At 65.7% G+C, this 19,587-nt stretch carries 16 protein-coding genes; 10 read left to right on the top strand and 6 right to left on the bottom strand.

What is annotated here, in order from left to right; all coding sequences use genetic code 11:
- The first annotated feature begins 40 nt into the window (after nucleotides 1-40).
- Nucleotides 41-1,645, top strand: a complete 1,605-nt coding sequence (gene nadB, locus SBA_RS00345; protein ID WP_261935508.1) for an L-aspartate oxidase — start codon at nucleotides 41-43, stop codon at nucleotides 1,643-1,645.
- Here the strand turns inward: nadB and SBA_RS00350 are convergent.
- Complete coding sequence (locus SBA_RS00350) at nucleotides 1,642-2,481, bottom strand: alpha/beta fold hydrolase (protein WP_261935509.1); 840 nt, start codon at nucleotides 2,479-2,481, stop codon at nucleotides 1,642-1,644. The two genes, nadB and SBA_RS00350, sit on opposite strands and share 4 nt — an antisense overlap.
- Before the next feature lie 172 nt (nucleotides 2,482-2,653).
- On the opposite strand from SBA_RS00350, the gene SBA_RS00355 reads away from it, so the two are divergent.
- Nucleotides 2,654-3,790, top strand: a complete 1,137-nt coding sequence (locus SBA_RS00355) for a serine hydrolase (protein ID WP_261935510.1) — start codon at nucleotides 2,654-2,656, stop codon at nucleotides 3,788-3,790.
- Between the two features lie 9 nt (nucleotides 3,791-3,799).
- Here SBA_RS00355 and SBA_RS00360 read toward each other — a convergent pair whose 3' ends face one another.
- The gene (locus SBA_RS00360; RefSeq protein WP_390902424.1) at nucleotides 3,800-4,621 is read right to left on the bottom strand and encodes a transporter; all 822 of its coding nucleotides are present in this window, start codon (nucleotides 4,619-4,621) and stop codon (nucleotides 3,800-3,802) included.
- 117 nt (nucleotides 4,622-4,738) lie between these two features.
- Between SBA_RS00360 and SBA_RS00365 the strand changes: the two genes are divergently transcribed.
- The 5 genes from SBA_RS00365 to SBA_RS25240 are packed head-to-tail and all read left to right on the top strand — an operon-like array spanning nucleotide 4,739 to nucleotide 10,235.
- Nucleotides 4,739-5,998 carry a glycosyltransferase family 4 protein gene (locus SBA_RS00365; protein WP_261935511.1) on the top strand — a complete coding sequence of 420 codons (1,260 nt, stop codon included), beginning with the start codon at nucleotides 4,739-4,741 and terminating at the stop codon, nucleotides 5,996-5,998.
- 7 nt (nucleotides 5,999-6,005) lie between these two features.
- Nucleotides 6,006-6,527 carry a sigma-70 family RNA polymerase sigma factor gene (locus tag SBA_RS00370; RefSeq protein ID WP_261935512.1) on the top strand — a complete coding sequence of 174 codons (522 nt, stop codon included), beginning with the start codon at nucleotides 6,006-6,008 and terminating at the stop codon, nucleotides 6,525-6,527.
- On the top strand, nucleotides 6,514-7,242 hold the full coding sequence (locus SBA_RS00375) for an anti-sigma factor family protein (RefSeq protein WP_261935513.1): 729 nt from the start codon (nucleotides 6,514-6,516) through the stop codon (nucleotides 7,240-7,242). The genes SBA_RS00370 and SBA_RS00375 overlap by 14 nt, the downstream gene beginning before the upstream one ends.
- 39 nt (nucleotides 7,243-7,281) lie before the next feature.
- Entirely contained in the window at nucleotides 7,282-10,062 is a 2,781-nt protein-coding gene (gene polA, locus SBA_RS00380; protein ID WP_261935514.1) for a DNA polymerase I, read from the top strand.
- A complete protein-coding gene (locus tag SBA_RS25240) occupies nucleotides 10,059-10,235 on the top strand; it encodes a hypothetical protein (RefSeq protein ID WP_390902358.1) in 177 nt (58 codons plus the stop codon). Before polA ends, SBA_RS25240 begins: the two co-directional genes overlap by 4 nt.
- 213 nt (nucleotides 10,236-10,448) lie before the next feature.
- Here the strand turns inward: SBA_RS25240 and SBA_RS00385 are convergent, their stop codons facing one another.
- Nucleotides 10,449-10,742, bottom strand: coding sequence for a TFIIB-type zinc ribbon-containing protein (locus tag SBA_RS00385; protein WP_261935515.1), 294 nt, complete (start codon nucleotides 10,740-10,742; stop codon nucleotides 10,449-10,451).
- A 4-nt stretch (nucleotides 10,743-10,746) separates the two neighbouring features.
- Nucleotides 10,747-11,457: a Bax inhibitor-1/YccA family protein gene (locus tag SBA_RS00390; RefSeq protein ID WP_261935516.1), complete on the bottom strand. Its 711-nt coding sequence runs from the start codon at nucleotides 11,455-11,457 to the stop codon at nucleotides 10,747-10,749.
- A 404-nt stretch (nucleotides 11,458-11,861) separates the two neighbouring features.
- Here SBA_RS00390 and cysS point away from each other — a divergent pair, with 404 nt between their 5' ends.
- The 3 genes from cysS (at nucleotide 11,862) to SBA_RS00405 (ending at nucleotide 16,352) form a co-directional block, all read left to right on the top strand.
- The gene (gene cysS, locus SBA_RS00395; protein ID WP_261935517.1) at nucleotides 11,862-13,376 is read left to right on the top strand and encodes a cysteine--tRNA ligase; all 1,515 of its coding nucleotides are present in this window, start codon (nucleotides 11,862-11,864) and stop codon (nucleotides 13,374-13,376) included.
- 85 nt (nucleotides 13,377-13,461) lie between these two features.
- Nucleotides 13,462-16,065, top strand: a complete 2,604-nt coding sequence (locus tag SBA_RS00400; RefSeq protein ID WP_261935518.1) for a CHAT domain-containing protein — start codon at nucleotides 13,462-13,464, stop codon at nucleotides 16,063-16,065.
- A complete protein-coding gene (locus SBA_RS00405) occupies nucleotides 16,041-16,352 on the top strand; it encodes a CHAT domain-containing protein (RefSeq protein ID WP_261935519.1) in 312 nt (103 codons plus the stop codon). Before SBA_RS00400 ends, SBA_RS00405 begins: the two co-directional genes overlap by 25 nt.
- Here the strand turns inward: SBA_RS00405 and SBA_RS00410 are convergent.
- Complete coding sequence (locus tag SBA_RS00410; protein ID WP_261935520.1) at nucleotides 16,349-18,214, bottom strand: ABC-F family ATP-binding cassette domain-containing protein; 1,866 nt, start codon at nucleotides 18,212-18,214, stop codon at nucleotides 16,349-16,351. The two genes, SBA_RS00405 and SBA_RS00410, sit on opposite strands and share 4 nt — an antisense overlap.
- Before the next feature lie 469 nt (nucleotides 18,215-18,683).
- A complete protein-coding gene (locus SBA_RS00415) occupies nucleotides 18,684-19,514 on the bottom strand; it encodes a DUF7946 domain-containing protein (RefSeq protein WP_261935521.1) in 831 nt (276 codons plus the stop codon).
- Nucleotides 19,515-19,587: the final 73 nt, after the last annotated feature.

The raw sequence follows: 19,587 nt of genomic DNA on the forward strand, positions 1-19,587 counted from the left end.
TTCGCTCAGGGCAAACGGTAAAAGAGCATGTAGGACGACGATGACCACCACCACCCACGACGTCATCATCATCGGTTCCGGCGCGGCCGGGCTGACGGCCGCCATCAACCTCGCGCAGGACCGCAAGGTGCTGGTGCTGGCCAAGGGCGCGCTCGATGGTGGCTCCACCAACTGGGCGCAGGGCGGTATCGCCGCCGTACTCGACGCGGGTGACAGTTTCGAGGCGCATGTCGAGGATACGATGGTCGCGGGCGCAGGCCTGAACGATCGCGCCACCGTCGAATTCGTCGTCTCCCAGGCCCCCGCCGCGATCGAGCGGCTCGCCGACCTCGGCGTCCCCTTCAACGGTGGCGAAGCCTTTGGCAAGCGCTGGGATCTGACGCGCGAGGGCGGCCACAGTCATCGCCGCATCGTCCATGTCGACGACGCCACCGGCCATGCCGTACAGATCGCGCTCTTGAAGGCCGCCCGCGCCAATCCCAACATCACCTTGGTTGAGGATCTGATCGCGATCGACCTCATCACCTCCCGCCATGGCGAACGCTATTCGGGGGACGGCCATGTCTGGGGCGTCTACGCCTTCAACAAGAAGACCAAGCGGGTGGATGCGCTGCTCGGCAAGGCGACGATCCTGTGCACCGGCGGCGCGGGCCGCACCTATCTCTTTTCCACCGCGCCGCGGGGCGCGACCGGCGACGGCATCGCCATGGCCTGGCGCGCGGGCTGCCGCGTGTCGAACATGGAGATGAACCAGTTCCACCCGACCTGCCTCTATAATCTGGAGATCAAGAATTTCCTGATTACAGAAGCCGTGCGCGGCGAAGGCGGCCACCTCAAGCTTCCCCCCGGCGTGCCGGGCGGCGGCGAGCGCTTCATGCCCCGCTTCGACCCGCGTGAGGAACTGGCCCCGCGCGACATCGTCGCCCGCGCCATCGACCATGAGATCAAGCGCCTCGGCCTCGACTATGTCCATCTCGACATCAGCCATAAAGACCCGGCGTTCGTCCGGCATCATTTCCCGACCATCTACGCCCGCCTGCTGGACCTCGACATCGACATCACCAAGGAGCCGATCCCGGTCGTGCCCGCCCAACATTATACCTGCGGCGGCGTGGTGATCGACCTCGACGGCCGCACCGACCTGCCCGGCCTCTATGCGGCGGGCGAAGTCACCGAAAGCGGCCTGCACGGCGCCAACCGCCTCGCCTCCAACTCGCTGCTCGAATGTTTCGTCTTCGGCGAGGCGGCGGCGAAACATATCCGCGCCCATTGGGACGAGCTGCCCGCCCCGCCGCCGATCCGGCCCTGGGACGAAAGCCGCGTCACCAACAGCGACGAAGAGGTTATCGTCCAGCATAACTGGAAGGAAATCCGCCGCTTCATGTGGGACTATGTCGGCATCGTCCGCACCACCAAGCGGCTGGAGCGCGCACAGCATCGTGTCGCCCTGCTGGCGCAGGAAGTGGACGATTATTACGGCAATTTCCGCGTCACACCCGACCTGATCGAACTGCGCAACCTGCTGGAGGTCGCGCGGCTGATCGTCCGCTCCGCCCTCCACCGAAAGGAAAGCCGCGGCCTGCACTATACGCTCGACTATCCCGAAACCTTGGCAGAAGCGGTCGACACGGTATTGGCGCCTTAACTCAAGAAATCCTTCAATACCGCATTGAAGCGCGCCGGCTGGTCGCCCATCACCATATGGCCGCTCGGCCCGATCGCTTTCAGCAAAGTGGCTTTGCGCGGCGCATAGGCGGCGCGGAAGCGGCTGGCGATGGCGGCGGCCTGCCCGGCGTCGCTACCCACGGCATAGACCACCTCCAGCGGCGCGGCGAGCCGCGGCAATTGGGGCGCAAGGTCGATATTGGCCAGGTCGCGCAGCGCATTGGCGATGACATCGGGGTCGCTGCCCCTGGCGCCGGGCGTCTGCGCGACCATCTGCGCCAGATAGCGTCGTCCCGCCAGCGTGCCGGTCAGATAGCCGCTGAGCTGGTCGGCCAGAAAGCCCATGCCGCTGGCCGTGCCGCCCACCATCGCCGCGCCGGCGGGCAGCATATCGACCACCATCACCCGGTTCGCCAACCCCTTCAGGCCCAGCAGCATCGCCAGCGTGCCGCCCATGCTATGGCCGACGATCGCCGGCCGCTTCAGCCCGGCCGCGGCGATATAACGCGCGATCTCGTCCGCGATCGGCTGGAGCAGCCCGCCGCTGGCATTGGCCTCCGCGGCCAAGCCGGCAAAACCGCGTACATGGACCAGATGATAGCGATAGCCCGGCACCCCGCCCAGCACCCCGTTCCAGATGCCGGGACCGCTGGCCAGGCCGGGGATCAGGACGACATCGCCCCCTTCCCCGCGGATATTCATGGCGATCCGGCGTGATGCGAAGGGCGCGGCCTGCGCCACCCCGCTCCACAAAGCACCGCCTGTCGCCAGCGCGCCCAACATCAGCGCGCGCCTGTCCATCCTTGTATCGATCATGCCGCCTTCTTGCCCGTCCGGCCCTGAACCGCAACTGAGCGATAGCGTGTCCCGGCAAGCGGTTGCATCGTTCATCCTCCTTACATCGCATTTGTGGAATCATTCGTCGCATGGGTCTTGCCGGGCGACCGGCGTCCCGCCCCTATGACGCCAAGAGAGTGCGGGGACGCTAATGACATTGCATAAAAACCGGGGCGGTTCTGCGCGCCTGGTCCTGTTGATCGCGGCGCTGTCGGCCTGTGTGAGCGCGCCGGAGCCGCCACGCGCGCAGGCCGCTGCCGCCGTGCCGCAAAAACCGCAACCCACCACCAACACATGGCCGATCCGGCCGGTCGCCAACCCGCCGCTGCCCTATCGCGACATCGACCAGAATGAAGCGCCGCCCCCGGCGCTGGTCAGCGTCGTGCGCAACCTCGGCCAAAGCTTCCATGGCAAGGTGGGCATCGCCGTGCGCCGCATCGGCGCGGACTGGACCGTGGCGTGGAACGGCACGTCGCTGTTCCCGCAACAGAGCGTATCGAAGCTCTGGGTATCGATGACCTTCCTCGACGCGGTGGATCGCGGCAAGCTGCGCATCACCGACACGACCACCATCACCCGCAACGACCTGACCCTGTTCCACCAGCCGAGCGCGGCGCTGGTGGCGCAGAATGACGGCTGGACCACCAGCTATTCCGACCTGATGCGCCGCGCGATGACGCAGAGCGACAATACCGCCAACGACACGCTGCTGCGCGCGGTCGGCGGGCCGGAGGCGGTGCGCAGCTATCTGGCGCGGCGGATGATCAAGGATATTCGCTTCGGCCCCGGCGAACGGCTGCTGCAATCGGCGACCGCGGGTCTGGACTGGCGGCAGGATTATTCGATCGGCCGCAATTTCTATGCCGCCCGCAACAAGCTGCCCATGTCGGTGCGGGTGAAAGCGCTCGACAATTATCTCGCCAGCCCGCCCGACGGCGCGGCTCCCTCCTCGATCGTGCAGGCGCTCGCGAAGCTGAAGGAGAACCAGATGCTCTCCCCGGCCTCCTCGCGCCTGCTGCTGTCGATCATGTCGGAGGCCAAGACCGGGCCGCAACGGATCAAGGGCGGCGTGCCACCGGGCTGGTCCTATCTGCACAAGACCGGCACCGGCCAGGATCTTCCGCCCCGTTCGACCGGCTTCAACGATATCGGCATCATGACCGCACCCGACGGCGCCAGCTATGCCGTGGCGGTGATGATCGGATCGACTACCGTGTCGATCCCCGAACGCTGGGCGCTGATGCAGGCAGTGGCGAAGGCGGTCGCGGCGAACCACGAACCGCGGTAGATTCCGCCTTCAGAAGCGCCGCACCACGCCCAGATAGACTTCGCTGTCGGGGCTGTCCGCGTTCAGCCCGATATTGGCGCCGATATCGAACTGCATGTCGTCCGACGGCTGCCAGGCGAAGGACAGGCCGCCCAGCGCCTCGGTGGCATGGCCGGCCGGATCGTCGTCGCGCGTCACTTGCGCCTCGATCGCGCCCGACACGCTGTCGCTCAGCGAAAAGCCCAGCCCCGCGACGCTGCCATAGGCGAAGTGACGGCCCGACCGGTCCTCATCCACCGCCGCATCGATTTCCGGGGTCAGCCCCAGCGAAAAGCCGCCGCCAAGGTCGAAGCTGACCGGCACGATCAGCCCCGCGCCCCAGTCGCCGTCGCCGATCGCCGATCCGCCGGCCGGCAACGACACATAGGGCATGATCGCGATTGAAAAGCCTGACCCGTCGGGATTGGACAGGTTCCGGCGCAGCGCCACCTGCACGTCGCCCACCCCGCTATCCTTCTCCACCGCACCGCTCGGCCGGTCACGCGTGCGGACATGGCCATAGGCGGTCCAGCCGATCTGCGCTTCCAGATGATCGCCCAGCCCCAGCCGCACCAGCGCGTCGCCTGCCTGGATCGTGTCAGTCCGGCTCGATGCATCCTTTTCGCGTGTCCAGTCGCCCAGCCCCAGTTCCACCACCACGCGCCCCGTGTCCACGGTGCAGGCCGGCGTACCCAGACCCGGCCGGTCGGCGCACAGATCGCGCGCATCCTGCGCAAGAGCCACGCCCGACCAGGCGGCGCCTGCCCCCATGATAGCCGTCACCGCCGTCCGCATCGTCCGCCGCAGTCGCATCGTCATTTCCCCCTCATGCCCCCGCCCTTATGCGCCATGTTACCGGAAATGATGCAGAAATGTTCGAGCGGTCAGTCAGCAGGGGAATAAGGCGATCCTGGCAGGCGTATAGGGGGCATGACTGCCCTTTTTCCTCCCCCGACCCCGTCCAGCGTCGTCCCGATCCGCCCGCCATTGCCGGCCGATCGTCGCCCGGCCATCCGCGTCGCGCTGTTCTCCGGCAATTATGACTGCGTGCGCGACGGCGCCAACCGGGCGCTCAACCGGCTGGTCGGCCATCTCCTGCATCGGGTCGGCGCGCAGGTGCGCATCTATTCGCCCACCGCCCCGCGACCCGCCTTCGCCTCCATCGGCGACATTCGCTCGGTGCCTTCCCTCAGCCTGCCGGGGCGGCCCGAATATCGCCTCGCCATCGGGCTGACGCGCGGGGTGCGCCGCGACCTCGACGCCTTCGCGCCGGACATCGTCCATCTGTCCGCCCCCGATCTGCTGGGCCGGCAGGCGCAGAAACATGCGCGCGCGCGTGGCATCCCCGTTATCGCCAGCCTGCACACGCGGTTCGAAACCTATCTCGACTATTATCGGCTCGGCTTCCTGCGCGGCGCGATGGAACGCTATCTCGACCGTTTCTATGGCGACGCCGATCACATATTGGCGCCCACCCCGCCGATCAACGCCGAGATGGCGGCGCGCCACGGCGCGGCGCGCGTGTCGGTGTGGGGACGCGGGATCGACCCGCATCAGTTCGCGCCGACGCTGCGCGATCCCGCATTGCGCGCCGCACTGGGTTATGACGAACAGGATGTCGTGCCGCTTTTCTTCGGCCGGCTGGTGCTGGAAAAGGGACTCGGCATCTTCGCCGACGCCATCGCCGCGATCCGGGCGCGCGGCCATCAGGTCCGCCCCTTGGTCGTCGGCGACGGGCCGGCGCGATCCTGGCTGGCCCAACGCCTGCCCAATGCGACCTTCATCGGCCATCTGAGCGGCATCGATCTCGGCCGTGCGGTGGCGAGCGCGGACCTGCTCATCAACCCCAGCGTCACCGAAGCCTTCGGCAACGTCAATCTGGAGGCGATGGCGTCCGGCCTGGCGGTGCTGTCGGCCGATGTGCCCAGCGCCGCCAGCCTGATCGATCAGGGCCGTACCGGCCTGTTGCTGCCCCCCGCCGATGTGGACGCCTATGCCGACGCCGCATCGGCGCTGATCGCATCGCCCGCCCGGCTCGCACGGCTGCGGCAGGCCGCTGCTTTGGCCGCCAGCCATCATCGCTGGGACGATGTGCTGGACGCCGTGGTGTGCGCCTATGCGGCGCTGCTGCCCGATCGTGCCCCGCCGCTCGCGATCGCGCCTTGCCCGGCACGCTCCGGAACGGGATAAGCGAGCGATGGACGATGCGCGCGACATGGAAGCGGACCTGCTGGCGATGCGCCGCTACGCCCGCGCGCTCGCCCGCGATGAGTCCGACGCCGACGATGTCGTGCAGGACGCCCTCCTCCGCGCGATCGAGCGTCGGGCGACCTATCAGCCGGAACGCAGCCGAACCCGCTGGCTGCTGGCGATCGTCCACAATGTCTTCGTGTCGGCCAAGCGCCGCCAGGCCGCCGAAACGCGCCGAAACGATCGCTTCGCCCAGACCTTGCTATCCAGCATCGATCCGCAGCAGGAGGAGCATGTGCGGCTGGCCGAGATCGCGCAGGGTTTCGCCGCCCTGCCCGACGCCCAGCGCGCGGCACTGCACCTGACCGCGATCGAGGGGCTGAGCTATCAACAGGCCGCCGACATATTGGGCGTGCCGATCGGCACGGTGATGTCGCGCCTGTCACGGGCGCGCGCCGCGCTGCGGGACGGACAATCAGGAACAGGCCGTCCGCATCTGCGGCTGGTGGGAGGACATGATGACCAATGACGTGAACGCGCTGGAGATCGACGCCTATGTCGACGACCAGCTCGACCTTTCCCGCCGCTTCGTGGTGGAAACCCACCTGTCCCGCCATCCCGATCAGGCGGCGCAGGTGATGGCCGACCTCTCCACCCGCAGCGCGCTTCGGCTGATGGCGCCCCGGCCCGCCGCCCCGCCGCCGGCCATGGCCGATGCCGCCGCCCTGTTGCCGGCCGCGCCCCTGCGATCGCGCTGGCGCCGCGCCCTGCCGCTGGTCGCCCCGCTTGCGGCCGCCGCCGGTCTGGCGCTGGTCTTCCTGCGTCCGTCCGGCCCGCCCGACTATGTCGATTATGCCGTCAACAGCCATCGCATCGCGATGATGCGCGCATCCATGGTCTCGCAGGTCGAAACCCCCAAATATGACGCGCGCGAAATAGCGACCAACACCCGCATCGCCATGCCCCACTTCCCCGCCGACTGGCGCGTCACCGACGTCCAGCTCTTCCCGACCGAGCGCGGCCCCGCTTTGGTGGTGGCGGTGAAGACCGAAGGGGGCAAGAATTTCTCGCTCTTCGCGCTGCGCGACCGCAGCCGCGCGCCCGAACGCCCCGATGCCGTCCAGGAAGGCGCGGAATCGGTCGCCTATTGGCGGCGCGGCGACATGTCCTATGCGCTGACCGGCAGCGGCGAACCCCGCCTGATGGACGCCACGGCGGAGGCATTGACGCGCGACTGGTCCTGACCACTGGAGGGGCGGCGCGTAACCCGCTATCTCCCTCGCATGACCCAGAATCACCTCTATCTCGTCGATGGCAGCGGCTATATCTTCCGCGCCTATCACCAGCTTCCCCCGCTCACCAACCAGCATGGCCAGCCGGTCGGCGCTGTCTATGGCTATACCACCATGCTCTGGAAGCTGGCCGAGGAACTGGGCAAGGCGGAAGGGCCGACCCATCTGGCGGTGGTGCTGGACAAGGGTTCGCACACCTTCCGCAACGACATGTACGACCAGTATAAGGCGAACCGACCGCCCGCGCCGGAAGATCTGGTCCCGCAATTTCCGATGATCCGCGACGCGACCCGCGCCTTCTCCCTCCCCTGTATCGAGGAAGCCGGGTTCGAGGCGGACGACATCATCGCCACCTATACCAGAGCGGCGGTCGCGGCCGGCTGGCACGTCACCATCGTCAGCTCCGACAAGGATCTGATGCAGTTGATCCAGCCCGGCGTCGACATGTACGACACGATGAAGAATGAGCGGCGCGGCGCCGACTATGTCATGGGCAAGTTCGGCGTGCAGCCCGAACAACTGGGCGACGTGCTGGCGCTGATGGGTGACAGCGTCGACAATGTCCCCGGCGTGCCGGGCATCGGCCCCAAGACCGCATCGAAGCTCATCACCGAATATGGCGACCTGGAAAGCGTGCTGACCGCCGCGCCCGCCATGAAGAAGTCGAAGATGCAGGAAAACCTCATCGCCCATGCCGATATGGCGCGGCTGTCGCGGCGGCTGGTGGCGCTGCACGACAGCATGGACCTCCCCGAACCGCTCGAAGACCTGACGCTCAAGGGCATCCCCAAGGAACCGCTCCAGCAATTTCTGTCCCACCACGGCTTCAAGACGCTGCTCAATCGCCTCGGCGCGCCCGCCGCCGCCGTCGCAGTAGCCAGCGTCGCCGCCACGACCGCAGCCCCCGCCGCCCCAGCCACCGTCGAACATCCCCCGATCGACTGCGCCCTCTACGAAACCGTCACCACGGTCGCGCAACTGGAAGCCTGGATCGCCGAAGCGCAGGCGCTGGGCGTCGTTGCGGTCGACACCGAAACCGACAGCCTCGACAGCATGGAATCGGGCCTGGTCGGCATCAGCCTGTCCACCGGGCCGGGCCGCGCCTGCTACATCCCGCTCGCCCACCGCTCCGCCGACGACATGTTCGGCGAGGTGCCGCCGCAAATCCCGCTCGACGCCGCGATCCGCCTGCTCCGCCCGCTGCTCACCGACGACGCCGTGCTCAAGGTCGGCCACAATATCAAATATGACCTCAACGTCCTCGCCCGCGTCGGGCTGGAGGTGACGCCGATCGACGATTCGATGGTGATGAGCTTCGACCTCGACGCCGGCAAGTCGCTGGGCGGCCACGGCATGGACGAAGCGGCCAGCGTGCATCTCCAGCACACATGCATCAGCTTCAAGGAGGTGACCGGCACCGGCAAGAAGGCGATCAGTTTCGCCCATGTCCCGCTGGACAAGGCGACCGCCTACGCCGCCGAGGACGCCGAAGTCACCTGGCGGCTGTGGCACACATTGTCGCAGCGCCTGGCGGCCGAGCGCGTCACCCGCGTCTATCAACTGGTCGACCGGCCGCTGATCCCCGTCGTCGCAGGCATGGAGCGGCACGGCATCAAGGTCGATCGCGAGCAGCTCTCCCGCCTGTCCGGCACCTTCTCCCAATCGATGGCGGGGCTGGAAGCCGAAATCTACGAACTGGCCGGCCACCCCTTCACCATCGGATCGCCCCAGCAGCTTGGCGTCGTCCTGTTCGACGAAATGGGGCTGAAGGGCGGCAAGAAGGGCAAAAGCGGCACCTATTCCACCGACGTCACCGTGCTGGAAAAATTGAAGGCCGAAGGCTCGGCGATCTGCGGGCTGGTGCTGGAATGGCGCCAGCTCTCCAAGCTCAAATCCACCTATACCGACGCCCTGCAACAGCAGATCAATGCCGATACGGGCCGCGTCCATACCAGCTACTCGCTGACCGGCGCGCAGACCGGCCGCCTCTCCTCGACCGACCCCAACCTCCAGAATATCCCGATCCGCACCGAAATCGGCCGCCAGATCCGCCACGCCTTCGTCGCCGAACCCGGCAATGTCATCCTCGCCGCCGACTATAGCCAGATCGAGCTGCGCCTCGCCGCGCACATGGCCGACGTGCCCGCGCTCAAGGAGGCATTCGAACAGGGCGAGGACATCCACAACCGCACCGCCCAAGAATTGTTCGGAGAGGTCAATCGCGACACCCGCGGCCGCGCCAAGACGATCAACTTCGCCATTCTCTACGGCATCTCGCGCTGGGGGCTGGCGGGCCGGCTGGAAATCAGCGCGGACGAAGCGCAGGACATGATCTCCAAATATTATGAGCGCTTCCCCGGCATCAGCGTCTATATCAACGAAACGCTGGAAAAGGCGCGCGCCAACGGCTTCACCGAAACGCTGTTCGGCCGCAAGACCTGGTTCCCGCGCATCACCGCGCCGATCCAGCACGAGCGCCAGGGCGCCGAACGCGCCGCGATCAACGCCCCGATCCAGGGCACCAGCGCCGACATCATCAAGCGCGCGATGGTCCGCATGGGTCCGGCGCTGGAAGCGGCCGGGCTGAACCGGGTGCGGATGCTGCTCCAGGTCCATGACGAACTGGTGTTCGAATTGCCGCAAGGCGATGTGGAAGCCGCGAGCGCGGTCATCCGGGACGTGATGGAAAGCGCGGCGGAGCCGATCGTCAGCCTGTCCGTCCCGCTGGGCGTAGAGATCGGCACCGGGCCGAGTTGGGGCGCGGCGCATTGAGCTTTATTGAGGAGATAGAGGAAGTCGGGATCGACGCGGAAGGCAGGATTTACGTCCGCCCCGCCCAAACCAACTTTAACCGTATTTATCGAGCCGCGATGGAGGTGCATTGGGATGAATCGCAAAGACGATTATATAGTCCTGTCCCTTGCAAGCTTACTCACGGCCAATGATTTGCCCAAATTTTGGCTGCCGCTGTCGACGAATATGGTATTCAGCTCAGACTAAAGCCCGGTACTATCTGGATAAACATACCGGACGAATTGCGCTCGCATTTAAAGTGAGCATCCACATAAAAACTTGGTCATGCCAGCGAAAACTGGCATCTCTCTTTTCTTTTCATGCTCGCCAAACAAAAAGGCCGATCCCTTGGGACCGGCCTTTTCTCAATCGAACAACTCTTCCAGAAAGCTCTTCTTCCGTTTCTTCGGATAGCCACGCCCGTCGTCGCGATAGTCCCGATCCGGGCGATAGCTCGTCTGCCCGAAGGGCGATGGTTGCGGCGTTGGCGCGCTCGCCTGCCCCGAGCGCTCGATGATCTTGTCCAGCTCGCCCCGGTCCAGCCAGACGCCCCGGCATTGCGGGCAATAGTCGATCTCCACTCCCTGCCGGTCCGTCATCGCCAATCCGACATGACAGACCGGGCAGAGCATGGCCGATACGGTGGCCTGATCCCGCATCCGCTTATTCCCGCTCGCCGGTCAGGCTAAGCAGCATCTGGAACAGGTTGACGAAGTTCAGGTACAGCGACAGCGCGCCCATCACCTGCATCTTCTGCGCGACCTCATGCCCGGCATAGACGAAATAGTCCGACTTGATGCGCTGCACGTCCCAGGCGGTCAGGCCGGTAAAGACGACCACGCCGATGATCGATATGACCATCTGCATCGCCGACGACCCCAGGAAGATGTTGATCAGGCTGGCGACGATGATGCCGATCAGGCCCATCATCAGGAAGCTGCCCATCTTCGTCAGGTCGCGCTGGGTGGTATAGCCCCACAGGGACATGGCGAGGAACATGACCGCGGCCGAAAAGAAGGCTTGAGCGATGCTGCCGCCGGTGAAGACCAGGAATATGCTGCCCAGCGACACGCCCATCACCGCCGCGAATGCCCAGAAGGTCATGCGCGCGGTCGCGGTCGTCATCCTGTCGATGCGAAAGCTGAAGAAAAACACGAAGGCCAGCGGCGCGAAGATCGCCACCCATTTCAAGGGCGTGCCGTAAATGGCGGCGGCCAGCGCCGGCGTATTGCCAACCAGCGCCGCGACCAGGCCGGTGATGACCAGGCCAAGGCCCATATTGCGGAAGACGCCCAGCATGTGCGCGCGCAGGCCGGCATCGGTCTGCGCCGTCTGGCTGGCACCATAGCCCGGCATGCGAACGGGATTATTCATAGGACACACTCACTCCATAAGTTGGTTCGAGTGGCCCGGTGCGGTCTCCTGCGACGACGAGAGGGGGCAAATCGCCGCAAAACCTGCACCGGGCACACCCGATGCGGTCCGACATCGCGACAGGGATCAGGGGGAAATCCATGTCGCCAGAGGGGCCCGGCCCGCATCGACAATATCGGATGCCCAGTGCCCGGCCGCAAGGGATCGGCCCGCCCGCAACATTTTATTACAATCGCGCTGCTTCGCGACGGTCGCGGATTGGCCAAGCCTTCACAAATGAGACAACGAGTTGAACAATTGAATCGACTGCCCAATTTAGTTGCTTAGCTAACTAAACAACTCTCTGTATCACGATGATCGGGAAGGATTGACCCCTGCGCCGCTTCGCTACATGGCTCGTCCCCATGTCCGACGACCAGCACATCCCCGCGCCGCTGCGCCTGTTCAACAGCCTGACCCGCACGATCGAACCCTTCGCGCCGATCGAGGATCATCATGCGCGGGTCTATAGCTGCGGCCCGACCGTCTACAACTACGCCCATATCGGCAACCTGCGCGCCTATGTCTTCACCGACACGCTGCGCCGGACGCTGCTCTGGAAGGGGCTGGCCGTCACCCACATCATCAACATTACCGATGTTGGCCATCTGACCAGCGACGCCGACGCCGGCGACGACAAGATGGAGGCGGCCGCGCGCGCCTCGGCCAAGAGCATCTGGGATATCGCGGCCCATTATACGACCGCGTTCAAGCAGAATATCGCCGACCTCAACATCCTGTCGCCCAGCGAATGGACGGTTGCGACCGACTATGTGCCGCAGATGATCGCCTTCGCCGAAAAGATCGCGCCGGACCATTGCTACGAACTGGATAGCGGCCTCTATTTCGACAGCAGCAGCGTGCCCGATTATGGCGCACTGGCGGGCGGGCGTGACGATGCGGCGCACGCGCGGATCGATCCGGTCGCGGGCAAGCGCAACGCATCCGACTTCGCGATCTGGCGCAAGTCGCCGCCGGGCGAGCAGCGCCAGATGGAATGGGACAGCCCCTGGGGCAAGGGTGCGCCGGGCTGGCATCTGGAATGCTCCGTCATGAGCCAGGCGCGCCTCGGCCAGCCGTTCGACATCCATACCGGCGGCATCGACCATCGCGAAATCCACCATCCCAACGAAATAGCGCAGAACCAGGCTTTCCATAGCTGCTGCGGCGATCCTGGCGCGGCGGCGGCCGGCTTCACTGGCGCGCGCTGGTGGATGCACAATAATTTCCTGGTTGATCGGCAAGGGAAGATGAGCAAGTCGAAGGGCGGGTTCACCACCCTCTTTTCGCTGATCGATGCGGGCGTGCATCCGCTGGCCTACCGCCTGCTGTGCCTGGGCGCGCATTATCGGTCCGAACTGGAATTCAGCGCCGACAATCTCGCCGCGGCGCTGACCCGGCTCAAGCGGCTGGTGATGGGGGTCGAGGGCCTTAAGGCCCGGGCCGAGGGCGTGACCTGGCAATCCCCGCGCCTCGACTATCTGCGCGCCAACCTGCACCCCAAGCTGGCGCCGCTGCTGGAGCAGTTCGACGCGGCGATCGCCGACGACCTCATGACGCCCCGCGCCCTGCCGCTGCTGGAAGAGGTGACGGCCATGAAGAAGGTGCCGGTGGACGAGAAGCTCTGCCTGATCGCGGCCTTCGACCAGGCGCTGGGCCTCAACCTGTTGACGCTTGCCCGCGCCGACCTGCGCCTGCGGCCCAAGGATGCGCAGATCACGCCGGAAGACATCGAGGCCGAACTGGAACGCCGCACTGCCGCCCGCGCGGAGAAAGACTTCGCCCTGTCGGACGAGATCCGCGACGCCCTGATCGCCCGCGGGGTCGAGGTGATGGACGGCGATCCGCTGCGCTGGGACTGGCGGCTGACGCTGGGCTGACGGTCAAGCATCGGCATCGGCCTTGACGGCCGCCCGCCGCCGACCCAAGAGGTGCGCGGGTCGAGTGAAAAGCGGGGGTGGTGTCATGCAGCTTTCCACGCGGTATGCGGCCGTGCTTCTGGCGCTGGCGCTGCCGGCCCATGCGGCGTCCGCGGCCGCTCCGGCAGCCGCCTTTTCGCCCACCGACCCGCGCCATGCCCGGCTCTATTCGCTCGAACGGCAGGCTTTCGCCCTGTTCGACAGCGACGATTATGCGCTGTCCATGTCGCAAAAGACCCGCGATGCCTGGGCCCGGCTGCACGCCGCTGCGCTCAGGGCGAAGGTCGCGGGCAAGCCGCATCCGCTGGCCGGGGTCGCCCTGATCAACCTGTCTTCCATGGACCAGATCGACGGCAAAAATCCCGACGCACTGGCCCATGCCAACGAAGGCCTGGCGCTGCTCGCGCCCTTCGCCGACGCCTACCCCGTCGCGTGGATGCAGGGCCTGTCGATCAAGGGCTATGTTCAGGCTACACTGGGCGACGTGACCGGCGCGGCGGAGGTTTTGGCGCAGGCCAGCCGCTATATGGACGGCTATATCGCCCGCACGCCGCCCGACAAGCTCGACCCGTCGACGCATATGCTGCGGTCGAACATCGCCTTCTCCCACGCGCAGGCGCTGACCCGCCTCGGCCGCAACGTCGAAGCGGTGGACGCGCAACGGGCCAGCATGGAGGCCCGGATCGCGGCCTCCGGCCCCAACAGTCCCGATACGATCGGCGCTTATTACACCTATGCCCAGATGCTCCAGCGCGCCGATCGCGATGTCGAAGCGGAAAAATATGCGCGCATGGCGGTCGACATCGCCACCGACCATATCGACCGCAAACATCCCAGCTACGCCCGCGCGCTCGAAGCGCTGGGCCTGCTGCTGTCGCGGACCGGGCGGCGTAACGAGAGCCTCGACTATCTGCAGCGCGCCATCGCCATCAAGCGCGATACGGTGGGGACCGGCAGCCTCTATTTCCAGTTCGGCCTGCAAAATCTCGGCACGGTGCTGCTGCCGCTGGAACGCTATGCCGACGCCGAACCGCTGTTCATGGAAGCCGAACGTGGCTTTCGCGGGATCGAGGGCGAGAATAGCCCGCAATCGGCCCGCGCCCTCGCCTTCGCCGCATCGGCCGCGCTGGCCGAGGGCCGTCGCGAACAGGGCGTCGAGCGGTTCAACGCCGCATTGGCGCGGGTGCGCGCCGGATCGGACAAGGACCGGGATATCGGCCAGCGCGTCTATCCCTATCTGATCCCGGCTTTGATCGCCGCCGGGCATGGCGGAGAGGCCCGCGCTGCGGCGGCAGCCTTCGCGGCCGAAACCCGCCAGCTCGACAATGCGCCTGCGATTCCCTTGGCGCAGGCGGCGATGCTGTCGGCGTGGACCGGACCGGATCGGACGGTGCTCGGAGAGACGGCACGCCGACTTGTCGGCCTGTTGCGCGACGACGCCAGCGTCCATGACGACGCCGAACTGACCGAGGAACAGCGGGCCGCGCTGGATACGATCCTGGCGGTGGCGGCGCAGGCGCAGGACGCCGCGCTGGCGCTGGACGCGATGGCGATCCTGGCCGGATCGCGCATCGCCCAGGCCAACCGGCTGGTCGCCCAGCGGCTGGTCGCCGATCCGGCGCTGGCCGCGAGGGTGCGCCGACTGCAGGACCGGACCAAGACGCTTCAGGCCGCCGACAGCCGCTTACTCAAGGCCTTGGCGGTCGACAGCGGCGTCGCGGCGGCGCGCACCGAACGCGCCGCCGTGGCGGCAATGGTCGATGTCGAGCGCGTCGCCATCGCCCGGAACTATCCGCGCTGGGTGGAAGCCAATGGTGGTGAGCGGCCCGATCTTGGCGCGCTGCGCGACGGGCTGGGTGAGCGCGAAGCGCTGCTGGCGGTAATGCCGGCTTTCGACGGCGTCTATCTGCTCGCGGTCAGCGCCGGCGGCACGCGGATCGAGCGGGCGCAGATGGATCGCGCCGCGCTGGTGGCGCTGGTAGGGCGGCTGCGCGGTTCCCTGACGCCTGCGGGCTTCGACCAGAGCAGTGCCCACACCCTATATAGCCAGATATTCACCCCCGGCATCCTCGCCACGCTGGGCCGGGCGCGGACGCTGCGCATCGTGCCGACCGGCGCCTTCGCCTCGCTACCCTTCGGGATGTTGCCGCAGCGCCCGGTCGCCGCGGTGACGCCGCATACGCCCTGGCTGATCCGCCGCTTCGCAATCGAAGTGCAGCCCGGCTTCAGCGCCACCCCAGATAGACGGCAGCAGATGGCGGCGCGCGACCAGCGCTTTCTGGGCATCGGCGCGCCGCTGACCTTCGGCGCCATACAGACGGCCGATGCGCCGCGTGGGGCCGGGGCGCTGTCGCAATTGCCGCCGCTGCCCGGATCGCAGGCCGAATTACGGGCAGTGGCGCATCGCTTCGGTATGGAGCGCACCACGCTGCTGGTCGGACGGGATGCCAGCGAGGCCGGGCTGCGGGATCGTGATCTGTCGGGCTATGCCGTGATCCTGTTCGCGACCCATGGGCTGGTGGGCGGGGAGATGGAGGGGGTGAGTGAACCTGCGCTGGTATTGTCCCCCCGGCCGCCGATGCGGCGGGGGACGACGGGCTGCTCACCGCGTCGGAAGTGGCGGGGATGCGGATCGGCGCGGATTGGGTGATCCTGTCCGCCTGCAACACGGCGGCGGGCGATAATGCCGCGGCCCCCGCCTATTCGGGACTGGCGCAGGCGTTCCGCTATGCCGGGGCGGGATCGCTGCTGGTGTCGCACTGGCCGGTGCGGGATGACGCCAGCGCCTTCGTCACGCTGGAGACGGTGAAGGGTGCGGCGCGCGGCCTGCCCCGGGCGGTGGCGTTGCAGCGGGCGATGCTCAAGCTGATCGGATCGAAACAGCCCGGCGCCGTCCAGCCCTATATCTGGGCGCCGTTCATCCTGATGGGGCGTTAACCCGCTTCCAGCGCGGCGCCGGCCTCCATCCAGATTTCCTCGGCGCTTTCCAGCTTCTTTTCCACCTCGGCCCGCTTCACCATCAACTGGCTGGTGGTCATCTTCGCCTCCACGCCGGTCGCGGCCTTGGGGTCGGACAGCACGGCGTCGATCCGCTTGCGCTCGGCGATCAGGGTCGTCATTTCGCGCTCCGCCTTGTTGACGGCGTTCTTCAAGACCTTCTGCTTCTCGCGCCATTCGGCCGCGGCTTTCTTGTCGGCCTTGCGGTCGACCTTCGGCGCGTCGCCGCTGCTGTTGCCGTCCGCCTTGCGCAGGATGATATCGGTATAATCATCGAGGCTGCCGTCGAACGGCTGGGCGGTGCCGTTGTCGACCAGGACGAGGCGGTCGGCGACCAGTTCGATCATGTGGCGGTCGTGGCTGACGATGACCACCGCGCCGCTATAGTCGTTCAGGGCCTGGACCAGCGCCTCGCGGCTGTCGACGTCCAGATGGTTGGTCGGTTCGTCCAGGATCAGCATATGCGGCGCGTCGCGGGTGATGAGCGCCAGCGCCAGACGGGCGCGCTCGCCGCCGGACATGGAGCCGACCTTCTGCACCGCGCGCTCGCCGGAGAAGCCGAAGCGGCCCAACTGGGCGCGGACCGCGCCGGGGGTCGCACCCTTCATCACGCGGGTCATATGTTCCAGCGGCGTGTCGGTGACGTCCAGTTCCTCCACCTGATATTGGGTGAAATAGCCGACATTCATCTTGGGGCTGGAGGCCATCGTCCCTTCCATCGGGGCGAGTTGCGCGGCGATAAGGCGGGCCAGCGTCGTCTTGCCGTTGCCGTTGCGGCCAAGCAGCGCCAGCCGGTCGTCGGGGTCGATGCGCAGGTTGATGCGCTTGAGGATCGGCGTTTCGGTGTAGCCGACCGACGCCATGTCCATGGTGATGAGCGGCGGGCGCAGTTCGGCGGGGCTGGGAAAGCCGAAATGCAGCGTCGGATCTTCGATCGCGGCGGCGATGGGCTGCATCCGGGCCAGCGCCTTGGCGCGGGACTGGGCCTGTTTCGCGGTCGAGGCGCGGGCGGAGTTGCGGGCGACATAGTCCTGCAACTTCTCACGCTCCGCCGCCTGCTTGGCGCGGGCGGATTCGAGCTGGGCCAGCCGTTCGGCGCGTTGCCGTTCGAACGCGTCGTAACCGCCGGGATAGAGGGTGACCTTCCCCCCTTCCAGATGGAGGATATAGTCGACCACATTGTTGAGCAGGTCGCGTTCGTGGCTGATGACGACCACGGTGCCACGATAGGCCTTCAGGAAATTTTCCAGCCAGAGCGTGGCTTCGAGGTCGAGATGGTTCGACGGTTCGTCCAGCAGCAACAGGTCGGGATTGGAGAAGAGCAAAGAGGCGAGCGCCACGCGCATCTTCCAGCCGCCCGAATAGCTGTCGAGCGGGCGACCCTGCATTTCCTCGTCAAAGCCGAGGCCCACGAGGATGCGGGCGGCGCGGGCGGGCGCGGTGTAGGCGTCGATCGCCGTCAGCCGCTCGTAAATATGGCCGAGGCGATCGGGGTCTTGCGTATGCTCCGCCTCCGCCATCAGTTCGGCGCGTTCCTTGTCGGCTTCGAGCACGGTGTCGAAGGGGGTCGCGGTGCCGGACGGGGCTTCCTGCGCGATATAGCCCAGCCGCGTGTCGCGGGGCATGTCGCACGATCCCTCGTCGGGATCGAGCTGGCCGATCATCACCTTCATCAGCGTGGACTTGCCCGCGCCGTTGCGGCCGATGAGGCCGACGCGGCTGCGCGGCGGCAGGGCGGCGGCGGCACGATCGAGAATGACGCGGCCGCCAAGGCGCACGGTGATGGCGTTGAGATTCAGCATGGGCGCGCCCTTAGCATGGGTGCGCGGGGTCGGAAAGCCGTGGTCGCGGCGTTTTGCAAGGCGGCGTGGCGTTGCGAAGTTCACACCGTCGTGGCTGACGCGAAAGCGTGGGGACGGACGGGTGGCATGGATTTCGCAATAGGAGAATTTTTGCGAAATGGGGGCGGGTCGCGATGGGGTGTTGCGCGGGGGATGGGAGGCTGACGGTGGGAAAGAGCTTGGGGGATTATGGCACGGGGGGGGGGTGTAGGACAGGGGGAAGTGGTCGATTGCGGAATGGCAGCTTACAGATACACTACTCGAAAAGCAGACGTTGGAAGCTCGCGCAAATTCTTCATTGACATATGTAAAATACGCGACGTGGTAAAGCCAAGGGTCGTCATATCTAGTAGTCACAACCATTGAGAACAAAGATAATTTCCTGCGGCGCTGTCACGGTTGACGCTTTACTCTGTGAGAGCGAATGGAACTAAGCGACAGCCCTTTCAGCACTGTGGATAACGTATCGCTTCGGTCGGCCGTCCATCGCGAGAATTCGAGTGAACGTGGCATTGACCTTACCGCCAGTTCGGTTTGTGTACTGGTCTAAGCCCCATGAGAATACCTGTCTAAATTGCCTCAGCTTCTCGCGCTTCATACTAAATGGTATGACGTGACCATGATCTTGGTCAAAAACGCTTCCATATCCGGAGTTGGCATTGAATGCTGAAACGCTGAAGGCTTTCGTTATCTCATGATTATCCTCAACGTTCTGCTTGACGTATTCCTTAGTTGATTCATTGAAGGTCGCTATGGGATTTATGTTTATACCCCCGGAGATCAACATCTCCTCGGCCCCAGATCCGATAACGCTGTGGGCTTGGCGGATGGGAGCTTCTGTTATTGCTACAAGGGCCTCGACATCACCTGTTCGTGCGCGATTAGCGAGAAGTTGGGCTAAAGCTTCGTCGTCGGCGGTCTGACCTAGGTTCTTATTGATAACTCGCCGGACTAGCGCGTCGAGGAAGCTACCACTGGCAGCACCTCCAGCCACCGCACCAAACACGACAGCGGGATTGTTAGTCAACTTGACAAAGAAGTCAGCGATGACGCTGCCTTCCTCTGGGGCCTTGGCTCGAACGGCGTGCCTGCCGTCGAACTCACCCCGCTGCCTTATCTTACCGGTGTCGGCATAGTTGGCGACCAGTGACAGGGTCCAAGCGAACCCAGCAAGTGCCATGTAACCATCATAGCCTTCAAACTGATGATCGTCAGCAAGGTCGCCAGTCAGCTTTAGGCGATAAGGTACGATCGCAGGCATTGCCCCCCACTTATCTACTATCTTCCCCCGCGCAGCATCTGTGCTAAACCACTGTCGGTCAAGGGGTAAAGGC

This window comes from Sphingomonas bisphenolicum, from assembly GCF_024349785.1.
In the GTDB taxonomy this organism is placed as follows: domain Bacteria; phylum Pseudomonadota; class Alphaproteobacteria; order Sphingomonadales; family Sphingomonadaceae; genus Sphingobium; species Sphingobium bisphenolicum.